General features: G+C 67.5%; 27 protein-coding genes. 11 read left to right on the top strand and 16 right to left on the bottom strand.

The window, feature by feature from the left end:
- Positions 1-21 precede the first annotated feature (21 nt).
- Both LK996_RS14670 and LK996_RS14665 read left to right on the top strand, forming a co-directional pair.
- Positions 22-297, top strand: a complete 276-nt coding sequence (locus LK996_RS14670) for a hypothetical protein (protein WP_230528114.1) — start codon at positions 22-24, stop codon at positions 295-297.
- A 192-nt stretch (positions 298-489) separates the two neighbouring features.
- Complete coding sequence (locus LK996_RS14665; protein ID WP_230528113.1) at positions 490-1134, top strand: OmpW/AlkL family protein; 645 nt, start codon at positions 490-492, stop codon at positions 1132-1134.
- A gap of 135 nt (positions 1135-1269) precedes the next feature.
- Here the strand turns inward: LK996_RS14665 and LK996_RS14660 are convergent, their stop codons facing one another.
- Entirely contained in the window at positions 1270-2169 is a 900-nt protein-coding gene (locus LK996_RS14660) for a DMT family transporter (RefSeq protein WP_425493795.1), read from the bottom strand.
- A 77-nt stretch (positions 2170-2246) separates the two neighbouring features.
- Between LK996_RS14660 and LK996_RS14655 the strand changes: the two genes are divergently transcribed.
- The gene (locus tag LK996_RS14655) at positions 2247-2990 is read left to right on the top strand and encodes a DNA-formamidopyrimidine glycosylase family protein (RefSeq protein WP_230528112.1); all 744 of its coding nucleotides are present in this window, start codon (positions 2247-2249) and stop codon (positions 2988-2990) included.
- A 9-nt stretch (positions 2991-2999) separates the two neighbouring features.
- Positions 3000-3560, top strand: coding sequence for a DUF1415 domain-containing protein (locus LK996_RS14650; RefSeq protein ID WP_230528111.1), 561 nt, complete (start codon positions 3000-3002; stop codon positions 3558-3560).
- 3 nt (positions 3561-3563) lie between these two features.
- Here LK996_RS14650 and LK996_RS14645 read toward each other — a convergent pair whose 3' ends face one another.
- The 4 genes from LK996_RS14645 to LK996_RS14630 are packed head-to-tail and all read right to left on the bottom strand — an operon-like array spanning position 3564 to position 6435.
- A complete protein-coding gene (locus LK996_RS14645) occupies positions 3564-4262 on the bottom strand; it encodes a pseudouridine synthase (RefSeq protein WP_230528110.1) in 699 nt (232 codons plus the stop codon).
- Entirely contained in the window at positions 4259-5299 is a 1041-nt protein-coding gene (locus LK996_RS14640; RefSeq protein WP_230528109.1) for a class I SAM-dependent methyltransferase, read from the bottom strand. Before LK996_RS14640 ends, LK996_RS14645 begins: the two co-directional genes overlap by 4 nt.
- A gap of 9 nt (positions 5300-5308) precedes the next feature.
- A complete protein-coding gene (locus LK996_RS14635) occupies positions 5309-5791 on the bottom strand; it encodes a hypothetical protein (protein WP_230528108.1) in 483 nt (160 codons plus the stop codon).
- Positions 5788-6435, bottom strand: a complete 648-nt coding sequence (locus LK996_RS14630; protein WP_230528107.1) for an RNA polymerase sigma factor — start codon at positions 6433-6435, stop codon at positions 5788-5790. Before LK996_RS14630 ends, LK996_RS14635 begins: the two co-directional genes overlap by 4 nt.
- A gap of 162 nt (positions 6436-6597) precedes the next feature.
- Between LK996_RS14630 and LK996_RS14625 the strand changes: the two genes are divergently transcribed.
- Together LK996_RS14625 and LK996_RS14620 are read left to right on the top strand one after the other, a co-directional pair.
- Positions 6598-6933 (top strand): hypothetical protein, encoded by a 336-nt coding sequence (locus LK996_RS14625; RefSeq protein ID WP_230528106.1) that lies wholly within the window; start codon positions 6598-6600, stop codon positions 6931-6933.
- A 120-nt stretch (positions 6934-7053) separates the two neighbouring features.
- On the top strand, positions 7054-7317 hold the full coding sequence (locus LK996_RS14620) for a hypothetical protein (RefSeq protein ID WP_230528105.1): 264 nt from the start codon (positions 7054-7056) through the stop codon (positions 7315-7317).
- A 43-nt stretch (positions 7318-7360) separates the two neighbouring features.
- On the opposite strand, the gene LK996_RS14615 is transcribed toward LK996_RS14620, so the two are convergent.
- The 6 genes from LK996_RS14615 to LK996_RS14590 all read right to left on the bottom strand — a co-directional run bounded on the left by LK996_RS14615 (position 7361) and on the right by LK996_RS14590 (position 15284).
- Positions 7361-8656, bottom strand: coding sequence for a PQQ-dependent sugar dehydrogenase (locus LK996_RS14615; RefSeq protein ID WP_230528104.1), 1296 nt, complete (start codon positions 8654-8656; stop codon positions 7361-7363).
- Positions 8657-8731: 75 nt separating this feature from the next.
- Positions 8732-10825 (bottom strand): TonB-dependent receptor family protein, encoded by a 2094-nt coding sequence (locus LK996_RS14610; RefSeq protein ID WP_230528103.1) that lies wholly within the window; start codon positions 10823-10825, stop codon positions 8732-8734.
- A gap of 31 nt (positions 10826-10856) precedes the next feature.
- Positions 10857-12062, bottom strand: coding sequence for an EAL domain-containing protein (locus tag LK996_RS14605; protein ID WP_230528102.1), 1206 nt, complete (start codon positions 12060-12062; stop codon positions 10857-10859).
- A gap of 144 nt (positions 12063-12206) precedes the next feature.
- Positions 12207-12500 (bottom strand): carboxypeptidase-like regulatory domain-containing protein, encoded by a 294-nt coding sequence (locus LK996_RS14600; RefSeq protein ID WP_230528101.1) that lies wholly within the window; start codon positions 12498-12500, stop codon positions 12207-12209.
- Between the two features lie 118 nt (positions 12501-12618).
- Positions 12619-13404 carry an NRDE family protein gene (locus LK996_RS14595; protein WP_230528100.1) on the bottom strand — a complete coding sequence of 262 codons (786 nt, stop codon included), beginning with the start codon at positions 13402-13404 and terminating at the stop codon, positions 12619-12621.
- Entirely contained in the window at positions 13404-15284 is a 1881-nt protein-coding gene (locus tag LK996_RS14590) for an ABCB family ABC transporter ATP-binding protein/permease (RefSeq protein ID WP_230528099.1), read from the bottom strand. The genes LK996_RS14595 and LK996_RS14590 overlap by 1 nt, the downstream gene beginning before the upstream one ends.
- A gap of 58 nt (positions 15285-15342) precedes the next feature.
- Here LK996_RS14590 and LK996_RS14585 point away from each other — a divergent pair, with 58 nt between their 5' ends.
- The 3 genes from LK996_RS14585 (at position 15343) to LK996_RS14575 (ending at position 17318) form a co-directional block, all read left to right on the top strand.
- Entirely contained in the window at positions 15343-15627 is a 285-nt protein-coding gene (locus LK996_RS14585; protein ID WP_230528098.1) for a DUF4031 domain-containing protein, read from the top strand.
- 52 nt (positions 15628-15679) lie between these two features.
- Entirely contained in the window at positions 15680-15934 is a 255-nt protein-coding gene (locus tag LK996_RS14580; RefSeq protein ID WP_230528097.1) for a DUF3297 family protein, read from the top strand.
- A gap of 127 nt (positions 15935-16061) precedes the next feature.
- On the top strand, positions 16062-17318 hold the full coding sequence (locus LK996_RS14575) for a PilT/PilU family type 4a pilus ATPase (RefSeq protein ID WP_425493794.1): 1257 nt from the start codon (positions 16062-16064) through the stop codon (positions 17316-17318).
- 39 nt (positions 17319-17357) lie between these two features.
- Here LK996_RS14575 and LK996_RS14570 read toward each other — a convergent pair whose 3' ends face one another.
- The gene (locus tag LK996_RS14570) at positions 17358-17555 is read right to left on the bottom strand and encodes a hypothetical protein (RefSeq protein WP_230528096.1); all 198 of its coding nucleotides are present in this window, start codon (positions 17553-17555) and stop codon (positions 17358-17360) included.
- An 87-nt stretch (positions 17556-17642) separates the two neighbouring features.
- Here LK996_RS14570 and LK996_RS14565 point away from each other — a divergent pair, with 87 nt between their 5' ends.
- Both LK996_RS14565 and LK996_RS14560 read left to right on the top strand, forming a co-directional pair.
- Positions 17643-18017, top strand: a complete 375-nt coding sequence (locus LK996_RS14565; RefSeq protein ID WP_230528095.1) for a YciI family protein — start codon at positions 17643-17645, stop codon at positions 18015-18017.
- A gap of 16 nt (positions 18018-18033) precedes the next feature.
- Positions 18034-18387: a restriction endonuclease gene (locus LK996_RS14560; RefSeq protein WP_230528094.1), complete on the top strand. Its 354-nt coding sequence runs from the start codon at positions 18034-18036 to the stop codon at positions 18385-18387.
- A 166-nt stretch (positions 18388-18553) separates the two neighbouring features.
- Here LK996_RS14560 and LK996_RS14555 read toward each other — a convergent pair whose 3' ends face one another.
- From LK996_RS14555 to LK996_RS14540, 4 genes are all read right to left on the bottom strand, one after another.
- A complete protein-coding gene (locus LK996_RS14555; RefSeq protein ID WP_230528093.1) occupies positions 18554-18946 on the bottom strand; it encodes a type II toxin-antitoxin system PemK/MazF family toxin in 393 nt (130 codons plus the stop codon).
- 110 nt (positions 18947-19056) lie between these two features.
- Positions 19057-19818, bottom strand: a complete 762-nt coding sequence (locus LK996_RS14550) for an ABC transporter permease (RefSeq protein WP_230528092.1) — start codon at positions 19816-19818, stop codon at positions 19057-19059.
- Positions 19815-20750: an ABC transporter ATP-binding protein gene (locus tag LK996_RS14545; RefSeq protein WP_230528091.1), complete on the bottom strand. Its 936-nt coding sequence runs from the start codon at positions 20748-20750 to the stop codon at positions 19815-19817. The genes LK996_RS14550 and LK996_RS14545 overlap by 4 nt, the downstream gene beginning before the upstream one ends.
- A gap of 299 nt (positions 20751-21049) precedes the next feature.
- Positions 21050-22162, bottom strand: coding sequence for a sensor domain-containing diguanylate cyclase (locus tag LK996_RS14540; RefSeq protein ID WP_230528090.1), 1113 nt, complete (start codon positions 22160-22162; stop codon positions 21050-21052).
- Positions 22163-22167 lie beyond the last annotated feature (5 nt).

Here is a 22167-nt window from a genome sequence, read left to right as displayed (position 1 = left end):
GCCACGGTGCGAGGTCCCGTCATGTATTCCGTACAACATGTCCTGTGGCGCGGCGCGATGGCGCTCAGCCTGGTGGTCGTCGGCGGTGTCGGTGCCAACGTGTCGAACCCGTCGGTCGACGTGCAGCACGATGAGACGGCGTGCCGCGAAGAAGCGGCCTACGTCTTCAACATGGTCGAAGGTTCGGTGAAGCCCGAGATCGCGATCATGCAGTCGAAGGCGGCGAAGGTCGAAAAGTTGCAAGTCTTCGATGTCGTCGTCGTCAAGGGCATCCCGCCGATGCCCGACGAAGCGTGAATCCTGTGTCGCGCCGCGCGATGCGCGGCGCACGTTGCTGAACGACTGCGTCATCCAGATCGTCTCGCGGTGAAAAACCGCCATTGAAATCGCGGCGCGCGCACGCCGCACCCGTCGTGGTTCATCCGGCGCCTCACACGATGGCGCCGCCCCTTCTCCCCGGGGCACACAACCACAACGAGGAGATGCAACATGCGCAAGTCTTTCCGAGCCCTCGCCATCCTTGCCGCGATCGCCGCCACGCCGATTGCGTTCGCGCAGGATGCCAACACTGATGCATCGACCACGCCGAAGCGCTTCAGCTTCGTCGGCGGTTACGCGCACATGGTGCCGAAGTCGAACGCGGGCAGCCTCGCGGGCCAGGACGCCGACCTCGATGGCAGCGGCGCGCCGACGCTGAGCGGCGCGTGGCATTTCGACGAGCATTGGGCGGTCGAACTGTGGGGCGCCGCCGACAAGTTCGAGTCCGACGTCAATCTCGCCAACGGCGCGCGCGGCAAGTTCAAGCAGCAGCCCGTCGCGGTGAGCGGCCAGTACCACTTCGGCCAGGCCTCGCAGCCGATCCGCCCCTTCGTGGGCCTGGGTTACTACGAGTCGAACATCGACCAGGAGCACTTCGATCCGACGGTCGCGGGCGACAACCACGTCGGCCTCGATACGCCGAAGGGTCCGATCGCCACGGTCGGCGCCGACTTCAACATCACCGATCGCTGGTTCGCGCGCGCCGATGCGCGTTATTTGAAGGGCGATACCGAAGCGGAGGTCGGCGGCGTGCCGGCGGGTGAGTTGCAGGTGGATCCGTGGGTGGTGGGTGTTGGCGTGGGGGCGCGCTTTTAACTGAAGCGGGGAAACGGGAAACAAAGAGCGGGAAACGGGAGAGAGGGATTCGCTTCGGCTTGGGGTACCACCAGCCGAAGTGGAACCCAACCTCCCGTTTCCCGAGTTTCCCGTTTCCCGCTTCCCGCTGTTGCGTTACGGATGCTCCGCCTCCGCGTGCACCTTCTCGCGCTTCAACAGATACAGCCCGCTCGCGACGATGATCGCCGCGCCGATCCACGTGACGTTGTCCGGCAGCACGCCCCAGATCGCGAGGTCTAGGCACACGCCCCAGACGAGCGCGGTGTATTCGAGCGGCGCGATCAACGACGCTTCGCCGATCTTGAAGGCGAGCGTGATCGCGTACTGGCCGAGCGCGCCGGCGACGCCGAGGGCGGCGATCAGCCACCAGTGTTCGCGTTGCACGGGCACCCACTCGTGCGCCGAGAGCGCGCCCGCGCCGATCGCCATCAATGCGAGCAGCCACACCATCATCGCCTGCACCGAATCGGTCTTCGCCAGGAGGCGCACGGTGATCGCGGAGATCGCGTAGGCCAAGGCGGCGACCAGCACCATCAGGCCCGCCATGCTCAGCACGCCTTCGCCGGTCGGGCGCAACACGACGAGCACGCCGACCAGGCCGATGCCGATCGCGGTCCAGCGTCGCGGCCCGACTTTCTCGCCGAGGAACGGCACCGACAGCGCGGTGATCATCAGCGGCGCGACGAAGAAGATCGAATACGTCGTCGACAGCGGCAGCGATTTCAGCGCGTAGATGAAGCTCGCCATCATCGCGATGCCGAGCACGCCGCGCAGCAAGTGCAGCGACCAGCGCACGCGCAACAGCGGCATCACGCCCGCGGTCGCGATCGCCCACGTGAGCACGAGCGGCAGCGAACTCAGGCCGCGCAGCGTCGCCACCTGCATCGGTGGATAGTGGCCCGACAGCATCTTGAGCAACGTATCCATCACCGCGAACAACGCGACAGCGGTGAGCATCAACAGGATCGCGCGCGTGCGACGGCGGCTGTCCATGTGGGGGGTGGCCAGTTCCATCCGCGCAGCTTGGGGCATCGCCGCGTCGTGCGCCACCCTGCACGCGTTCGCGACGCCACGCGCGGCAGCCTGCAGGCATGCCCGAAGGCCCGTCCATCGTCATCCTGCGCGAAGCCGCGGAAGGTTTCATCGGCAAACGCGTGTTGCGTGCGACCGGCAACACGCAGGTGATCGAACCCGACCGCATGGTCGGCCGCACCGTGCGCGACGTGCGCAGTTGGGGCAAGCATTTCCTCGTCGAGTTCGACGACTTCACCCTGCGCGTGCATTTCATGCTGTTCGGCAGCTACGCGATCGATGCGCGCAAGGAAAATCGCAAGGCGCGCCTGTCGCTCGGGTTCGCGCGCGGGCGCGAGCTCAACTTCTACGCCTGCTCGGTGAAGTACATCGAAGGCGACCTCGACGAGGTCTACGACTGGAGCGCGGACGTGATGTCGCCCGAGTGGAATCCGCGGACGGCACGCAAGAAGCTCGTCACCCACCCCGACATGCTCGCCGCCGACGCGCTGCTGCACCAGGACATCTTCGCGGGCAGCGGCAACATCATCAAGAACGAAGTGCTGCACCGCATCCGCGTGCATCCGGAGAGCGAGATCGGCGCCCTGCCCTCGCGCAAGCTCGGCGAGATGATCCGCGAAGCGCGCGACTACAGCTTCGACTTCTACGAATGGAAGAAGCAGTTCGCACTGCGCAAGCACTGGCAGGTGCACGCGAAGCAGTACTGCCCGCGCGACGGTTCCCGGCTGAGTTTCCGCAAGCACCTCGGTCGCGCAGCGCGGCGCGCGTTCTGGTGCGATACGTGCCAGCGGCTTTACTTGTAACCTTGCGCGATGGAAGACGACACCCACGACGCGGCCGGTGCGGCCGACTTCATCGCCGACACCCGCCGCTGGCTCGAACGCGCCGTCATCGGCCTCAACCTGTGTCCGTTCGCGAAGGCGGTGCACGCGAAGGGACAGGTGCGCTGGGTGCTGAGCGACGCCACCGAGCCCGCGGACTTGCTGGAGCAGCTGGGCGAGGAACTCGCGTTCCTTCGCGATGCTTCGCCCGACGAGGTCGACACGACGCTGATCGTGCATCCGCACGTGTTGCAGGACTTCATCGACTACAACGATTTCCTCGGCGACGCCGACGGCCTCGTGGAAGCGATGGAACTCGACGGCGTGTTGCAGGTGGCGAGCTTCCACCCGGAATACCAGTTCGCCGGCAGCGACCCGGACGACATCGCGAACTACACGAACCGGTCGCCGTATCCGACGCTGCACCTGCTGCGCGAGGACAGCGTGTCGCGCGCGGTGGATGCATTCCCGGATTCGGAGGTCATCGTCGAGCGGAACGTGGAGACGTTGCAGCAGCTCGGCCACGAAGGGTGGCGCAAGCTGCTCGATTGAACGTCAAACGCCCAGTCGCGCCCGATCTTCGTCGCCCAGCGCCCGCCACTCGCCCGGCGCTAGATCGTCCAGCGACAACCCGCCGATCGCGCTGCGATGCAACGCCTCCACGTGGTTGCCGACTGCAGCGAACATCCGCCGCACCTGGTGGTAGCGCCCTTCGGTGAGCACGAGGCTCGCGTTGCGAGGGTCGCGCACTTCCAGCGTCGCGGGTTTCAGCGGCGTCTGTTCGGATTCGAGCATCAGCGTGCCGCTGGCGAACACGTCGCCTTCGTCGCCGCGCAGGTCTTGTGCGAGCGTCGCGTCGTAACGCTTCGAGAGTTGCGCCTTCGGCGACACGATGCGATGCAGGAGCCCGCCGTCGTCGGTCAGCAGCAGCAGGCCGCTGGTGTCGCGATCCAGTCGCCCGACGGTCGACAGCAACGGCGACCGCAAGCGGAAGCGCGGCGGCAGCAGGTCATAGACGATGCGACCCGAATCCTTCGTCGAACACGTGTAGCCCACGGGCTTGTTCAACATCAATAGCAGGCCCTGCGGCGGATCGAGCGGCTCGCCGTCGACGCGGATCGCATCGTGTTCGACCTGGTCGTCGGCGTAGAGCACGTCGCCGGCGGCGTCGGTGATGCGCCCCTCGCGGAACATCCACTGGACTTCCTTGCGACTGCCATAGCCGAGGTTCGCGATGTGCTTGACGAGTTTCATGCGCGCACCGCCTCGACGACCTTGAAGCCGCTCGCGGCGGCGAGCGTGCGCACCTGCGCGAAGCGACCGCCGAGTTCGGCTTCGTAAGGAAGATGACGATTGGCGACCATCACGAGGCGGCCGCGCGGGCGCAGCGCTTCGGCCGCGACGGCGATGAAGCGTCGGCCGATGTCGGGCCGATCGGCGCGCGCCTGCGCGTGGAACGGGGGATTCATCACGATGAAATCGTACTGTCGCGTAAGGCCGCCGGTGACGTCGTGCCAATGGAAGCCGGCGTTCGCGTGCGTCGCGAGGTTCTCGCGCGCAAGCTGCAGCGCGCGCAGTTCCGCTTCGTAGAGATCGAGCGTGCGCACCTGCGCGCAACGCGCGAGCACGTCGCGTGCGAGCACGCCGGTGCCCGCGCCGAGATCGGCGCCCTCCCCCGCGAGGTCCGCCGGCAAATGCTGGAGCAGCAACGCGGACGCGACATCGACGCGATCCCACGCGAACACGCCGGGCCGGCTCATCCACGTTCCGTCGCCCACGCGTCGCGGCGCATCGAGCACGCGCCAATGCGCGAGCAGGTCCGCGTCGACCTCGCGCGCGCCGGTCCAGAACACGCGGCAATGTTGCTTCGACAACACGCTGACGGGGCCCGCGAGCTTCGCCAGGTCCGATTGCCCGGTCTTCGCGCCTTCATCGTTGGGCATGCACGCGACCACCACGCCGGCGTCCCCCGCCTGTACGAGCGCGCGCGCGAACAACGCCCGCGCTTCGTCGCGCTGCCGCGGCGGCAGCACGAGCACGAGTGGGTACGTGCCTCCGACGCCGTCGCCATGCACGGGCAGGCCCGAGCGCGCGAGCGCATCGAACGCGGGCTTGAAGCCCTGCTCGCACACGAGCCTCGGATAGGCGCGCGCATGCAGCGGCCAGCCGTCGCGCGCGCGCAGGAACAACGCGCCGCCCGCGCTCGGCCACGCGAGCGCGCCCGTGTCGAACGGATGGAACAGGACTTCGAGCGCGGCGTCGGTGTCGCGCGATCCGGTGGGGTTTCGCATCCGCGCAGTTTACGCGGCGTGCGCGGCAGACTCCCGGCGGCGGCGCAATTGCTCGGTGAGCCAGCTCGCGCCGACGCACGCGGCGAGCGCGAGCGCCCAGTTCACGGCGACGTTCGAATCCAGGTGCAGCAGCTCGAGGGTCGGTGCGAGCCAGGCGCGGCCGTACATCGCGGCGACCACCGCGCTGCCGAGGCCGAGCAGGCCGAGCAGGCCGCGCATCAGGTTGAATTCGAAGCCCTTGTCCGCCGGCGGCTCCGCGATCACCGGCGCCGTCGCGTTCGCCTCGGCCTGGCGTGCGACCTGCGCGGCGAAGTCCGGCGGCAACAGGTCCGGCAGCGGTTCGCGCAGCGCGTCGGCGACCCGGCGATAGCGCATCGCCATCGGATCGGTGGACGCCGTGCCTTCGCGCGCCTCGCGCATCGCGCGTTCCTGCGCCTGCCATTCGCGCTCGTCGATGGCGCGGTCGTTGACGTGGTCGTTGTTCTTGTTCATGCGGCGACTCCCATCCGTGCTTCCAGCACCTGGCGGAGGCGCTGGCGACTGCGGAACAGATGACTCTTGATGGTGCCCTCGGCGAGACCGGTCATGGTGGCGATCTCGCCGATCGGCAACTCGTCCAGGTGATACAGCGTGAGCAGCGTGCGCTGCATCGGCGGCAGTGTTTCGATCGCTTCGTGCAGGCAGCGTGCGGATTCGGCGTCGACGGCCGCGCCTTCGAGGTCGAAGTGGTCGCCGACGTTTTCCAGCAACGCCTGGTGCTCGTCGGCGTCGGCGGCTTCCTGCAACGGGATGCGCTTGCGCTCCAAATGGCGCTTGGCGACGGAATAGGCGACCTGGCCGATCCATCCCTGCAGCGAGCTGTCGCCGCGGTACTGGTGCAGGTAGCGATGCACGCGCAGGAAGGTGTCCTGGCACAGCTCGCGGGTGTCGTCGGGCTGGCGGACCATGCGATTGATGATGTGGAAGCACAGGCCCTGGTACTGCTTCACCAAACGCTCGAACGACCCGGGCGCGCCCGCGAGCACGGCGGCCACGAGCGCGCGGTCGGCCTCGCGGTCGACCTCGCGTCCCGGCCCTTCGGCGGGGACGTTCTCGGCAGGTGGTGCGTTGCGTTCCAGCGGGCGGCCTCCATCCATGTCGATTCCTGATACGCCCGGGGCGCCATCGGTTGCAACCGTGGGGGACCGACCGTTCGTCGCCTTGTCCTCCACCGACCCTGCAACCGCCTGCCCCCCACCCGTATCCCCTGCTCCGTCACCCCAATGCCACCGCCACACCGCAACCGACCGGAGCATCCCATGGACTACGCATACCTCATCCCCATCACCATGTTCATCAGCATCGCCTACGTCATCAAGGTCGTGGTCGATGCACGCACCCGCCGCCACCTGATCGGCGCGAACGGCTCCGATGAAATGGTCCGCTCGATCATGGCCGGGGAAGACCTGCGCCAGAAGCACAGTTCGCTGCGCTGGGGCGTCATCCTGGTGTCGATCGCGGTCGGCTTCGGCCTCATCGAAGCGGGCGGCTGGCAGGAGATCACCCCGGGCGTGGTCGCGGTGCTCGCCGGCGCGACGGGCCTGGGCAACCTCGCCTACTACTTCCTGTCGCGTCGCATCGGTGCGATTGCCTGATCCATACGCATTGCGCACGCGATCGTGCGAACCGGCGTTAGCGCTCCGCTAACGCCGGTTTGATGCGTTTTCCACAGCCGCCGTCCGAACATGCGTGCAAACCTCAGCGGGAGCACGTGCATGCGAGCCCTTTTCGTCGGTGGCGCGGTGGATAACAGCGAACTGGACCTCGACGCGAAGTCGCCGCCGATGCACTACCCCGAGAACGGCGGCGGCGGACGCCCACGCTACAACCTGCATCACGTCGGCCACCGCGATGGTGGCGAGATCGCATACGCCGTGTACGCCGCGCCGGACCTTGCGGACGATGAAGTGGAACGCGTGGCGAGCGAACGGGATTACGCGCGCAGGTTCGAGGCGACGAAACAGGCCGCGGCGCGCTGACTGCGCGCGCCGTTGCTTTCACCGGTCACGGCGCTTCAACGGATCACGGCGAGACGCGCCACACGGCATTGCCGACATCGTCGGCGACCAGCAGCGCACCATCCTTCGCCATCGCGACGCCCACCGGGCGCCCGCGCGCGTTGCCTTCCGCATCAAGGAAACCGGTGAGCACATCCTGTTGCTCGCCCTGCGGCTTGCCGTTCGCGAACGGCACGTACACGACCTTGTAGCCGCTCTGCGGATCGCGATTCCACGACCCGTGCAGGCCGACGAAGGCACCGTCGCGCCACGCCTTCGGCATCTTGTCGCCCGACGAGAACGCGAGTCCCAGCGATGCGACGTGCGGACCGAGCGCGTAGTCGGGGGCGATCGCCTTCGCGACCATGTCGGGGCGTTCGGGTTTGACACGCGTGTCGACGTGCGCGCCGTAGTAGCTCCACGGCCAGCCGTAGAACGCGCCTTCCTTCACCGACGTCAGGTAGTCGGGCACGAGGTCGTTGCCGAGTTCGTCGCGTTCGTTGACGACGGCGTACAGCGTCCCGCCCGGCCCCCACGCGATGCCGACGGGATTGCGCAGGCCGCTCGCGTACACGCGCGAAGCGCCCGTCTTCGCATCGACCGCGAGGATCGCCGCGCGATTCTCTTCGATGTCCAGGCCGTTCTCGCCGACGTTGCTGTTGGAACCGACGCCGACGTAGAACGTCCCGCCGTCCTTCGACGCGAGCAGGCTCTTCGTCCAGTGATGATTGCGCGGTGCGCCCGGCAGGTCCGCGAGTTTTTCAGGCGCGGCCGCGATCTGCGTGTCGCCTTCCTTGTAGGGCACCGACACGATCGCATCGGCGTTGGCGACATACAGGCGATCGCCGACGAGCGACATGCCGAACGGTGAGAACAGGTTGGACAGCAGCACCGACTTGGTTTCCGCCACGCCGTCGCCGTCCTTGTCGCGCAGCAGCGTGATGCGATTCGGGCTCGGCACCGACGCGCCGGCCTTCTCGAACGCCGACTTCATGAACGCCGCGCGGATCGGATTCGCGGGCTTGTCTTCGGTCGGCGGGCGATTGGTTTCGGCGACGAGCACGTCGCCGTTCGGCAACACGTACAACCAGCGCGGATGTTCCAGGCCGGTCGCGAACGCCTTCACCTGCACGCCTGCCGCGGGCACCGGCGTTTCGCCGGATTTCCATCCGGTCGCGGGCGCGATCTTCACCGTCGGCAACAACGCCTTGTCGGGTTCGGGCAACGGGGGCGCCGGGCCGCTCACCGTTTCCGGTGCGAGCTCCGACTTCTGTGCGCATCCTGCAGCCAGGATCACGATCAATAGCAACGGCACTCGCATACGTTCACCTCCATGCGAAGGAATGCTCGGCCATGGGAGCGTGCGACGCGCGGCGTGAGGGCGATGCGTACAGGCTCAGCGCCAGCGCCACTCGACCCCGACCGTGAAGCCGCGATCGGGCGCAGGCTCGTAGTAGCGCCGATTCGATTCATTGACGATCACTGAACCGGCGTACGTGCGATCGCCCAGGTTGTCGATGGCGAGGAACACGCGACCGTCGCCGTCGCCCGCCACGAATCCGTACCCCGCGCTCGCGCCGAATACCGCGTACGCCGCTGCGCGCTCGTCGCCGAAGTTGTTGACGGGCACGGCGCCGACATAGAGGCCTTCGATGCGCGCATGCCACCCGATGTCGCCGCCCCAGCGCAACGCCGCCTGCGCCGCGGTGCGCGGAATGCCGGGAATGCGCGTACCCGCGGGCACCGGCACGCTCGGGCTCGTGCACGGCACGCCCGCGCACGCGAGGAAGCCGTCGGTGAAGTGCGCATCGAGCCACGTCAACGCGAACTCTGCCTCCCACGCATCGCCCAACGGAACAGCGCCGGAAAGTTCGAGGCCGGTGCGTTGCGCGTGCCCTGCGTTCTGGAACGTCGTGCGTCCGCCCGCGCTCGTGCCGACGGTGAGTTCGTCGTCGGTCTGTGCGCGGAAGAGCGCGAGTTCGGTGCGCAATCCGCCGCGCGAGACCTTCATGCCCGCTTCCGCGCTGCGCGTCGTCGCGGCATTCAACGCGAAGTTGAGACCGCTGCCGCCGTCGCTGCGGTACTGCAATTCGTTGAACGTGGGCGTCTCGAAGCCTTCGCCGTACGCGGCGTAGAACGACACCGCGTCGTTCGCGCGCCAGTTCGCGCCGAGCACCGGTGAGGTCGCCGAGTAGTCGAGGCGCCCGCTGTCGTCGGGATTGTCCGCGGTGATGTAGTGGTCGTCGGAGCGGAAGCGCACGCGGCTGTGGCGCACGCCGGCGCTGAACGACCACGCGTCATTCGCGCGCCATGTCGCCTGCAGGAAGGGATCGAAGGCATCGACGCGATCGGTCTGGTCGGCGCGCAACGCGCCGCGCACGCCGAGCCTGTCGCCGACGAAATTCTCGTAGCCGCGGCGATCCTGGCGCTGGCGGTCCCAGGCGATGCCGGCGACCCACTGCAACGGGGCCTCGCGCGACGTCCAGCGCACGTCGATGCCCGAGTACGGCGCGCCGAGGTCGATCACGCCGCCGCCGCTCAACGGATTGCGTTGCGTGCCGACCGGAATGGCGAGGAATTGTTCGACGTCGCGCCGCCCCGCGTACGCCATCGCGCGCAGCGTGCCGATGCGTGCGTCGTGCTCAACGACCGCGCCGAGCTGGCGCTGGTCGACCGACTTGCGCGTGTCGAACAGCAGCGAGGTCGGCGCCGCCTGCGCCGGATCGCGTGCGAACTGATCGCGGTCGAGGCCGCCGGGGTCCTGCGCATTCGGCGCGGCGAGCGCATCGACGACGAGCGTCGCCCGCGTCGCGCCCGCGTCGAACGCGAGCTTCCCGTGCAGCGTGTTGCGCTCGGCCGCGGAGTGTTCGCGAAAGCCATCGGTCGCGAAATGTTGCGCACCCGCGAGCCACCCCAATGCATCGCCACGATCGTTGGCTTCGAACGACACGCGCCGCGCCGCATCCGACCCGTACGCCGCCGTCGCCCGCATCGATCCAGGCGACGCGGGATCGTCGGTGAACACCTGGATCACGCCGCCCGACGCATTGCCGTACGACACCGAGAACGGTCCGCGCAGTATCTCTATCCGACGCGCGAAGGCGAGCGGCATGTGCGATACCTGCCCCTGCCCGTCCGGCATCGTCGCGGGCACGCCGTCGAGATACAGGCGCACGCCGCGAATGCCGAAGCTCGCGCGCGTGCCGAAGCCGCGGATCGAGATCTGTTCGTCCTGCGCGTAGTTGCGCCGATCGCGCGCGAGCAGGCCGGGCACGGTGGTGAGTCGTTCGGACAAGGCCGCGCCGAGCGTGTCGACACGGCCGTCGTCGCGTTCGATGACGCTGACCGATGCCGGCACGTCGCGCGCGGTTTCGGGCAGGCGCGTCGCGGTGACCTGCACGCGATCGAGTTCGACCGGCGCCGCGGCAGGCGCGGTCGTCTGCGCGAACGCCGCGGCGGGGAGCAGCGCGCAAAGAGGAAGGCATCGCATGGACACGCATGGTGCCATCGCGACGTGAGGGTCAGGCGAGTGCGGACTCCTTCGCCTGCAGGCCACGCGCGGCATCGCCGGACAACACGGCCGCGGTCGGGGCGGCCTGGCCGATCAGGTAGCCCTGCGCGTAACGCACGCCCATCTGCCGCAGGCGTTCGAGTTGCTCGACGGTCTCGACGCCTTCCATCACCACGTGCGCGCCGATGCCGTGCGCCATCGCGACGATCGCCTGCACGATCGCCATCGCGCGCTCGGAGTCGAACATGTGGCGCGCGAACGCCTGGTCCACCTTCACGAACTCGAAGTCGAGCTTGTGCAGGTGCGTGAGGTTGGAATACCCGGTGCCGAAATCGTCGAGCGCGAACGGAATGCCGTGCGCGCGGCAATGCTGCATGACCGCCGCGACCGGCGCGTAGTCGAGCATGCGGCTCTCGGTGACTTCGAGCTTGAGCGTACCCGCGGGCAACTTCGCCTGTTCGATGCGCTGCACGATCTGGCGCGCCATGCCCGGCTCGACGAGTTGTCGCGCCGACAGGTTGACCGCGATGCTCGGCAACGGCGCCACGCCGGCGTCGCGCAGCGCGACCAGCACTTCGATCACGCGGTCGAGCACGTACTCGCCCACGGGCACGATCAGCGAGGTCTCTTCGGCGAGCTTGATGAACTCCGCCGGCGACACCGCGCCACGATCCGGCAACTGCCAGCGCACGAGCGCTTCGTACCCGCGCACCGCGCCTTCGGCGATGTCGTAGATCGGCTGGTAGCGCACTTCGAGCGTCTTCGTGGCGAGCGCGTCGCGCAGGCGCGCTTCGAGGCGGATCTTGTCCAGGCCGGCGCGTTCTTCCTTCGATTCGACCGCCATGTCTTCGGCGGGCAGCTGCACTTCCTGCGGCATCGCGGCGATGATGGCGCGCGTGCGGCGCAACAGGCTCAGCACCAGCGTGCGCACGATCGCGTCGCCGCCTTCGAGGCGTTCGAGGAACTGGTCGTGGTCGATCGCGAGCAGTTGCGTGTCGCCGCGCGCGGTCGCGGTGGCGCTGCGCGGCTGGCCGTCGAGCATGCCCAGTTCGCCGATCAACTCGCCCGGGCCCAGCGTGCCGTGGTGCACGCTGCGGCGGCCTTGTTCGGAAGTCAGTTCGATGCCGCCGCGCTCGATCAGCCACGCGCAGTCGGATGGATCTCCCTGGCGATAGAGCACTTCGCCGGAGAACAGCTCACGGATCACGGTCCCCATGTCGTCTCCCCCTGAAAGACACGACGGAATCTGGTTCGAATCAGGTTACGGGAAGCGGCGGCGAGACCGGCCGCGCAGACCGGAGACGCAACGAAAAAGGGCGGCCCGTGGGCCGCCCTCCATGCATCCGGTGTTTCGACGCGCTTACTTGATGCGCGCGGTCGTGCCGACCTGGATGACGATCTGCTTCGGCTTGTCCTTCGAACCGTCGGCGTGCGTGACTTCGACGATGTAGGTGCCGGTCGGCAGGCGACGGATCGAGTACTTGCCCGCGTCTTCGACCGTGATTTCGCGGTGGAAGCCGGTGCTCGTCGAGGTGACGGCGATCTTGTCGCCGGCGAGGGCTTCGCCCTGGAGGTTGCCGGAAGCCTGCTGGGCGCTCGCATTGACGGCGAACAGCGAGGCGGCGGTGGCGAGGGCGATGGCGAAACGCTTCATGATCGGTGGGGTCTCCCTGTAAGTGGGCGCAATTTTCACGCGCCGACAACACGGCTGCTTGTGCCGAAGGTCATCCGGATTTGCTTGGCGTTCATTGAAACGCGATGAAAACGCGGGGTTACGCGAAAGGCACTTGCGCGAACGTGCGTCCGGATGGCACCGCATCCGGGCCGAAGCGATGTTCGGCGAACACGATGCCCGCCTCGTCGACGAGCACCACCGTGCTGCAGCGCGTGCCGTAACGCGGGCCGCGCACGAACGGCGGCGACAGCAGGCGTTCCATGTCCAGGCCCACGCCGGTGTCGGGCAACCGTGCGTCGGGCGCGGGCGTGGTGTCGGCGAGTGCGTCGAACAACGGCGCGAGCATCGTTTCCTCGATCGCATCGTGGCCCTGCGATGTGGAGAGCCACGCTTCGAGTGCGCGCGTGGCGTGCCCGCTCTTCGGCCATGGCGCGTCGAAGGCGCCGTTCGACATCGCGTGGACGCCGTCGCTCACGTCGCGTGCGTCGTATTGCGGATGGTTGGTGGCGAAGCGCAGCGCATCGCCATCCCAACACAACAGGTTGAAGCGGCCGAACTCCGGCGCGGTGCGTGCGAGCGATGCCACGTAGTCGCCTGCGCGTGCGTCGCCCGTCGCGAAGTCGCGCACGAGCGAACCGCGCGAGAGCGGCGCGGTTTCGGGATGCAATCCGGCGCGCACGTTGGTCACCGCGACAAACCGCCGCTGCGCCGACGCGAGCAACCAGCTACCGCCCGCTTCGAGGTCGCGGCCGCCGAACACCGACGGAAAGTCCGGGTCCTGCGCCGCGGCCGCCGTGGGTCGCGCGTGCGATTCATCGCGGTTGGCGATCACCGCGAGCTTCCAGCGCGGATGCGCGTGCCAACCGACCGCGATCAGGCACATCAGGCTTCCGCCTCCAGTTCGCGCAGGCGTTCCTGCTGTTGCAGCTTCCACATCTGCGCGTAATGGCCCTGGCGCGCGATGAGTTCGCCATGCCGTCCGCGTTCGATGATGCGGCCGGCATCCATCACCAGGATCTCGTCGGCATTCATCACCGTCGACAGGCGATGCGCGATGGTGAGCGTCGTGCGGCCCAGCGCGATGCGGTCGAGTTCGGACTGGATCGCCTGCTCCGAACGCGAATCGAGCGCGGAGGTCGCCTCGTCGAAGATCAGGATCGCCGGGTTCTTCAGCAGCGCGCGCGCAATCGCCACGCGTTGCTTCTCGCCGCCCGACAGCTTGAGGCCGCGCTCGCCGACTTCGGTGTCGTAACCGTCCGGCAGGCCGGCGATCAGGTCGTGGATGTGCGCCGCGCGTGCCGCGTGTTCGACTTCTTCGCGGGTCGCTCCCGGGCGGCCATACTCGATGTTGTAGTAGATGGTGTCGTTGAACAGCACCGTATCCTGCGGAACGATCGCGATCGTCGCGCGCACCGAATGCTGCGTGTAGTCGCGCACGTCGTGCGCGGTGCCGGCGGCGTCGGTGATCGTGATGCGGCCGGCATCCACGTCGTAGAAGCGATACAGCAGGCGCGCGAGCGTGGACTTGCCCGAGCCCGAATGTCCGACCACCGCAACCGTCGCCCCCGGCGGAATGGTGAAGTCGACATCGCGCAGGATCTGCCGCCGCACGTCGTACGCGAAGCGCACGCCTTCGAAGCGCACCTCCGGCTGCGTCGCATGCAACGGCGTCGCGCCCGCGCGGTCCTGCACGTCCTGGCGTTCGTCGAGCAGGCCGAACAGGCGTTCGAGGTTGGTCATCGCCTGCTTCACTTCGCGGTACATCATGCCGAGCATGTTCAGCGGCGCGGACAACTGCAGCAGGTAGGCGTTGACCAGCACGAGGTCGCCGACCGTCATCTCGCCGGCGACGACGCCCGCGGCCGCGCGCCACATCATTGCCGAGACGCCGAGCGCGACGATGGCGGTCTGGCCGAGGTTGAGCACGGCGAGCGTCTTGCGGCTCATCACCTGCGCGTTCTCGAGGCGCTGCAGGTTCTCGTCGTAACGGCGCGCTTCGTGTTCTTCGTTGCCGAAGTACTTGACGGTCTCGTAGTTGAGCAGCGAATCGACCGCGCGCTCGTTGGCCTTCGTGTCCGCTTCAACGGCGGCGCGGTAGTAACGCGTGCGCCATTCGGTGATCGACACGGTGAACAGCACGTAGGCCACGAGCGTGCCCGCGGTGATCGCGACGAACCCCCAGTCGTAGAACCACGCGAGGACCCCCGCGACGAGCACTATTTCCAGCGCGGTCGGGATGATGGTGTAGATCGTCCAGTCGAGCAGGTCGGAGATCGCGGTGCCGCCGCGTTCGACGTCGCGCGCGACTCCGCCCGTGCGACGCGCGAGATGGAAACGCAGCGACAGCGCATGCAGGTGGCGGAACACCTGCAGGGTCACGCGCCGCGACACGCGCGCCATCACGCGCGCGAACACGACCTGGCGCAACTCGGTGAACAGCGTCACCCCGACGCGCGACGCGCCGTAGGCGAGCAGCAAGCCGACCGGCAGCACGAGCAGGGTCGGCGCGACGTTGAGCCCGTCGACCAGCTTCTTCAACACCATCGGCACTGCGAGGTTCGCGAGCTTGCCCATCACGACCAGTGCGAGCGCGAACAGGATGCGGCCCGTGAAGGGCTGCAGGAACGGCGCGAGCGAACGCAGCACCTGCCAGTCGGCGCGGGCGCCGGTGGGTCGGGCGACGGGCGCGCTGCCGGCGACGCTGTCGGGGGCGGCGACGATCTCGTCGGAGGCCTGCGGTTGGGGGTCGGTCGGGGTCTGCATGCGCTGGGACATGGTGGCGCGATGGACAGGATGCAACGCCAGCCGCCATCCTGCGCGCATGAGCGTCTACGTCGACGACGCGGTCACCCTCTGGCGCGGCCGCCGCTGGGCACACCTGATGGCCGACACCCTGGTCGAGCTGCACGCGATGGCCGCGGCGATCGGCCTGCCGCAGCGCGCGTTCCAGGACAAGACCAGCGGTGCGCACTACGACGTGGACGCGGAGCTGCGCGAGGCCGCGCTGACCCTCGGAGCCGTGGCCGTGTCCCGGCACGGCGATCGCGTGCTGTACCGCGCGGTCATCGCCCGCGCCCGCGCGCAGGGGCGCCACGAGGCGCCGTAGTACGCAGTCTCCAATACAATGCGGCTTCCGACGTACCCGCAACGAGCACGCCATGACCGATACGCCTCCCGATCGCCTCTCCAACGACCCGCGCAGCAAGTTCTACGACGAGGCGGTGCTGGAACGCGGCATCGGCATCAAGTTCAACGGCACCGAACGCACGAATGTCGAGGAATACTGCATCAGCGAAGGCTGGGTGCGCGTGCCGGTGGGCAAGTCGCTCGATCGCCACGGCCTGCCGATGACGATGAAGGTGAAGGGCACCGTCGAAGCGTGGTTCCGCTCCGAGGCGCCTGAACAGGAATGAGGTGACCGATGGGGACCGGGTGACCGTGACGGGCATCCGGGTCGGTTGGCGCAGCGCTGAATACACTGCGCGCGCAGGGGAATTCATTTCAGACAAGGACGACGCCGCCCACGCGGCGCGACGCATCATGCTCAACGAAACGCAAGCCCGCGAGTACATGCACAAGCTGCTCGCGGCAATGGCCAAGGCCGGGGGTTCCGACCTCTTCATCGCGCACGACTTTCCGCCCAGCATGAAGTCGCACGGCGCGATGACGCCGATGACGCAGCAGAAGCTGACGGGCGAACTCACCGCGATCCTCGCCAACGCGCTGATGAACGACAAGCAGCGGGCCGAGTTCGCGAAGGAGCTGGAGTGCAACTTCGCCATTCTCGTGCCGGGCGTGTCGCGCTTCCGCGTCAACGTGTTCGTGCAGCAGGGCCACGTCGGCCTGGTGTGCCGCACGATCGCCGCGGAGATCCCCAACTTCGAGAAGCTGCGCCTGCCCGAAGTGCTCAAGAGCGTGGTGATGGAGAAGCGCGGGCTCGTGCTCGTCGTCGGCGGCACCGGTTCGGGCAAGTCGACGTCGCTCGCCGCGATGATCGACCACCGCAATCGCACGTCGGCCGGCCACATCATCACGGTGGAAGATCCGGTCGAATACGCGCACGTCTCGCAGAAGTCGCTGATCACGCACCGTGAAGTGGGCGTCGACACGCACTCGTGGCACCACGCGCTGAAGAACACGCTGCGCCAGGCGCCCGACGTTATCCTCGTCGGCGAAATCCGCGACGCCGAGACGATGGAGCACGCGATCTCCTTCGCCGAAACCGGCCACCTGTGCCTGTCCACGCTGCATGCCAACAGCGCATCGCAGACGATGGAACGCATCATCAACTTCTTCCCGGAAGAACGCCGCGCGCAATTGCTGATGGACCTGTCGGCCAACCTGCGCGCGATCGTCTCCCAACGCCTGGTGCGCACCGAGGACGGCAAGGGCCGCGTGGCCGCGATCGAGATCCTGCTCAACACGCCGACCATCGCCGAGAAGATCTTCAAGGGCGAGTTCAACGAGTTGAAGGGCGTGATGAACAAGTCGCGCGAACTCGGCATGCGCACGTTCGACTGGGCGCTGTTCGAGCTCTACAACGAAGGCCTGATCGGTTACGAGGAAGCGATCCGCAACGCCGACTCGGCCAACGAGCTGCGCCTGAACATCAAGCTCAAGAGCCAGCGCGGCGAACCGGCGATGGCCGCGGGCGCGGCGCTGGAACTCAAGCACGAGCCCACGCCGGCGGAAGTCGAAGAGATGCGCCGCGAGGAATTGCGCAAGCAGCAGGAACGCCGCGACGAGATCGAACTCGAACGCCTGCAGGCGGCCAAGCGCGAAGCGGCGAACAGCTGACCGCGCGCGTCAGCTGACCGCGCGCGTCAACGGCGCCGGTCAGCCGATCGGCGCCGGCGGAACGGGATCGACCGTCGGCGGTTGTTGCGGCGTGGGCACGTTCGGCGGCGGCACTTCGGGGCCCGGCGGTTGTTGCGGCGGGACTTCGGTGGGCCGCGGTTGCGGCGGAACGGCGGGCTTTTCCGGTTGCGGCGTGGTCGGCGTTGGCGTGGTCGGTGGCGTCGGCGTGGTCGTCATGTTCGCGACCCTAGCGCGGCGTCGTGCATCGCCGCGTGAGCGCATGCGCTAGCATCGCCGCATTCGGAAATGCCGGAGCCCCCACGCATGCAGTTCCTCCTGCTCGTCTACACCGACGCCACGCTGCTCGACGCCCTGCCCGAGGGCGAGTTCGACACGATGATGAAGGGTTGCCTCGAACACGCCGACGACCTGCAGCGCGAAGGCAAGCTGCTCGCGTTCCAGCAACTCGAAGACGCGAAGACCGCGCGCTCGGTGCGCATCCGCAACGGCCAGGCGCGCGTGAGCGACGGCCCGTTCGCGGAAACCAAGGAACTGCTCGGCGGCTTCAACCTGATCGAAGCCGACGACATCGACGAAGCCGTGCGCATCGCTTCGGAGTTGCCATGGGCGACGACGGGCTGCATCGAAGTGCGACCGGTGCGCGACGTCGACATCGTGCGCAAGCGCGTCGGCGCCTGAGTCGAGCGAGCGCGCGATGGCGAACAACCACAAGCTCCGCCGCTTCCGCAAAGTGGCCGTGCGTCGCCAGAAGCACCGCTGCCACTACTGCGACGCGCCGATGTGGACGCGTCGACCGGAATTGTTCGCCGAACAACACGGCCTGCGCCTGGAAGACACCGGCCACTTCCAGTGCACCGCCGAGCACATGCTCGCGCGCCGCGACGGCGGCGAAGAAGTGCGCAACATCGTGGCCGCGTGCAGGTACTGCAACATCACGCGGCACGAGGCGGACGAACCGATGTCGGCGGAGGCCTATCGCGCGCATGTGCAGGCGCATGTCGCGGAAGCGCGATGGCCGACGGTTGCGCTGCTCCGCGGCGCAGCCTGAAACGAAAGAAGCCGCCCGAAGGCGGCTTCCCGAAACCTGAGGCCAGGCGGCATGGCGGCTGCCGATTCTGGCCTGCCTCCGGAGGGCGCACCTGGCCGGAGGACTTCAGCCCGGCAAGCCGGGGACGGGCGAAATCTACGCGCCGAGCCTGACCGATGCAAGCAATTCACCAAGGGTGTCCCAACGCCGAGATAACTCCTTGGCGGATCGCGCGCAATTCGTCGATCGACACTCTCAACTTCCGATACTCGCGACGTCCGTTCCAACGTCCGTGGTAGTTGGACAGCCGCGCGAACGACACGGCATTCACCATGTCGCATTTGACCCACACCTCGCCCTTCGTTCCGCCCGGCAGGGGATCGCGCGTCAAGCGCACGTGCCAGGGCCGAATGATCTCCGGCGGCGTCGTGCTGATCGGAACGACCGTTGCCAGCCACATACGCTGACACGCCTTCGGAGTGACGACGACGGCAAGTCGCCGCTTCATCATTTCAGGCGACAGCCCTTCGTATTCGCACCAGAGTGCTTCGCCCAAGTCAGGGTGATATTGAATGGTCATGGCGCGAAGCTACCGCGCACCGGCGCTCGCACGTGCCGAGCATTTCCGCGAAGCGCAGGTTCCGTCGACGATCGAGACAACGCCTGCGGCGTGTCATCGCTGATTCCGCATTACGCCTTGAGTTTGTACCCGGTCTTGAAGATCCACCACACACCGAACAGACACGCGAACAGGAACCCGACGATCGCCGCGGCGCTCAGCACGACATTGACATCCGCGAACCCGAAGAAGCTCCATCGCATCCCGCTGATCAGGTACACGACCGGATTGAACAACGTCAGCGTGCGCCACGGCTCCGGCAGCATGTCGATCGAATAGAACGCGCCACCGAGGAAGGTGAGCGGCGTGATGATCAGCAGCGGGATCACCTGCAGGCGCTGGAAGCTGTCCGCCCAGATGCCGATGATGAAACCGAACAGGCTGAAGGTGACCGCGGTCAGCACGAGGAAGCACAACATCCAGAACGGATGCGCGATCTCGTACGGCACGAACGCGCGCGCGGTCACCAGGATCAGCACGCCGAGCATCAGCGACTTCGTCGCGGCCGCGCCCACGTAGCCGATCACCGCCTCGTAGTAGGTCACCGGCGCCGACAGCAATTCGAAGATCGTGCCCGACCATTTGGGCAGGTAGATGCCGAACGATGCATTCGAGATGCTCTCGTTCAACAGCGACAGCATGATCAGCCCGGGAATGATGAAAGCCCCGTAGCTCACGCCGCCGAGATCGCCCATACGCGAGCCGATCGCCGCGCCGAACACGATGAAGTAAAGCGACGTCGTCAGCACCGGCGACAGGATGCTTTCCAGCGCGGTGCGGAACGTGCGCGCCATTTCGAACCGGTAGATCGCGCGGATCGCGTGCGTGTTCATGCGGGCGTCCTCACCAGGCTCACGAAGATGTCCTCGAGCGAGGTCTCGCTGGAATGCAGGTCCTTGAAGTCGATGCCCTGCTCGTGCAGCCGCCGCAGCAACGGCGCGATGCCGGTGTCGTCGGCCTGCGTGTCGAAGGTGTAGACGAGCGAGTGGCCGTCTTCGCTCAGCGTCAGCGGCAGATCGGACAAGCCTTGCGGAATGCCGTCGAGCGGCGCCTGCAGCTGGATCGCGAGTTGCTTGCTGCCGAGCTTGCGCATCAGCGTGCGTTTGTCTTCGACGACGATCAGCTCGCCCCTGCGGATGACGCCGATGCGGTCGGCCATCTCTTCCGCTTCTTCGATGTAGTGCGTGGTGAGGATGATCGTCGTGCCCTGCTCGCGCAGGCGGCGCACCATCTCCCACATGTCGTGGCGCAGTTCGACGTCGACGCCCGCGGTGGGTTCGTCGAGGAACAGGATCTGCGGTTCGTGCGCGAGCGCCTTGGCGATCAGCACGCGGCGCTTCATGCCGCCGGACAGCGTCATGATCTTCGCGTCCTTCTTGTCCCACAGCGACAGGTCGCGCAGCACGCGTTCGAGGTGCTTGTCGTCCGGCGGCTTGCCGAACAGGCCGCGACTGAAGCGCAACGTCGACCACACCGACTCGAACGTGTCGGTCGACAACTCCTGCGGCACCAGGCCGATCAGGCTGCGCGCGGCGCGGAACTCCCGGACGATGTCGTGGCCCGCGGCGAGGACCGTGCCGGAACTCGCGTTGACGATCCCGCAGACGATGCTGATGAGCGTGGTCTTGCCTGCGCCGTTCGGGCCGAGCAGCGCGAAGATTTCGCCACGGTGGATGTCGAGGTCGACGTGCTTCAGCGCCTCGAAGCCGGTCGCATAGGTCTTGCTGACGTCGCGGATGGAAACGACGGGTTCGCGTTCGGCCATGCGCGGCGCCTCGGCACGATGGGCGGGGGGGAACCCATCGTAGCCGTGCGCCGCGCCCGCGTGGTTCATCCGAGCTCGCCGAAACCGAGCGCGGGCCTGCGACTGGCGAAGACCGCACGCATGAGGCGGGTGAAGGAGACGACGATGCGGAGCTTGCGGCGGCGCATGGGGGACCTCACCGGCTTCCTGGGGGACGCACAGGCTAGTCGCGCAATGCGACGGCGATAAGACCGCAAAACGTGGAAGGACTGTCCCGGAATCGGGGCAATCAGCGCCCGCGCGCGCTGGCACGGGGGCAATCAGTCGCCGGTGAGTGCGGCCACCACGCGATTGCGGCCCTGCGCCTTCGCCGCATACAGCGCGCGGTCGGCGGCGGCGAGCAGGCGCTCGGGGGAGCGCGCCTTGCTGGGCGTGACGGCGCTGACGCCGACGCTGACGGTCACGCAGGAAGCGATGGTCGATGCGTCGTGCGGCATGCCGGCCGCTTCGACGTCGCGGCGCAATGCTTCGCCGAGCGCCACGGCCGCTTCTAGCGATCGACCCGGAAGCAGCAACACGAGTTCTTCGCCGCCGAAGCGCGCGACGAGGTCGTTCCCGCCGTCGGCGAAGCGCGTGCACAGGCGCGCGAGTTCGCGCAGGCATTCGTCGCCGTACAAGTGGCCGTGCGCGTCGTTGAGCGGCTTGAACGCATCGGCGTCGATGAGCACGAGTGCGAGTTCGCGCGATTCCGCCGCGAGCCATTCCCAATCGGACGCAAGGCGCTGGTCGAAGCAGCGGCGATTGGCGATGCCGGTGAGACCGTCGATCATCGACAGCGCCTGCAGCTTGCGATTCGCGGTTTCGAGTTCGGCGACGACGCGCGCGAGGTGGATCGCGCCGGCGACCTGGTCGGCGATCGCATCGAAGACGTCGCACGCGGCCTGGTCGAAGAAATCCGCGCGCGTGCTTTCGATGTTGAGCACGCCGTGCAGGCGCGCGCGATGCCGGATGGGCACGAGGTACTCGGAACGCACGCGCGTGTTGCCCGGCACGTAATCCGGATCGGTGTCGACATCGGTGATGCGTTGCGCTTCGCCCGTGCGTGCGCAACGACCCGCGGCGCCGACGCTGATGGGCCAGCCGTTCGCGAGTTCGGCCGGATACAGGTCGAGGTCGCCCGCCCAGGTTTCGTGCACGAAATGCTGGCCGTCGTCGTCGAGCAGGATGATGCTCGCGATGGCCACCGGCAGGTTGCGCACGAGGCATTCGACGATGCGCCGCAACACGGCCTCGAGGTCCTCGCCCTGCAGCGCTTCGCGCGAGACTTCGGCGAGCAGCCCGGTCAGCCGCGCGTGCAACGCCGATGCGGCCGGGTCGGCGCCGGCCGTTGCGGGCTGCGTGGCTTCAGCGATGTCGCCCTCCGGACCGTGCATGGCGC

It is taken from the genome of Noviluteimonas lactosilytica (assembly GCF_020866925.1).
GTDB lineage: Bacteria > Pseudomonadota > Gammaproteobacteria > Xanthomonadales > Xanthomonadaceae > Noviluteimonas > Noviluteimonas lactosilytica.
The sequence above is the reverse complement of the archived record's forward strand: the minus strand, read 5'-3'. Positions and strand labels throughout refer to the sequence as shown.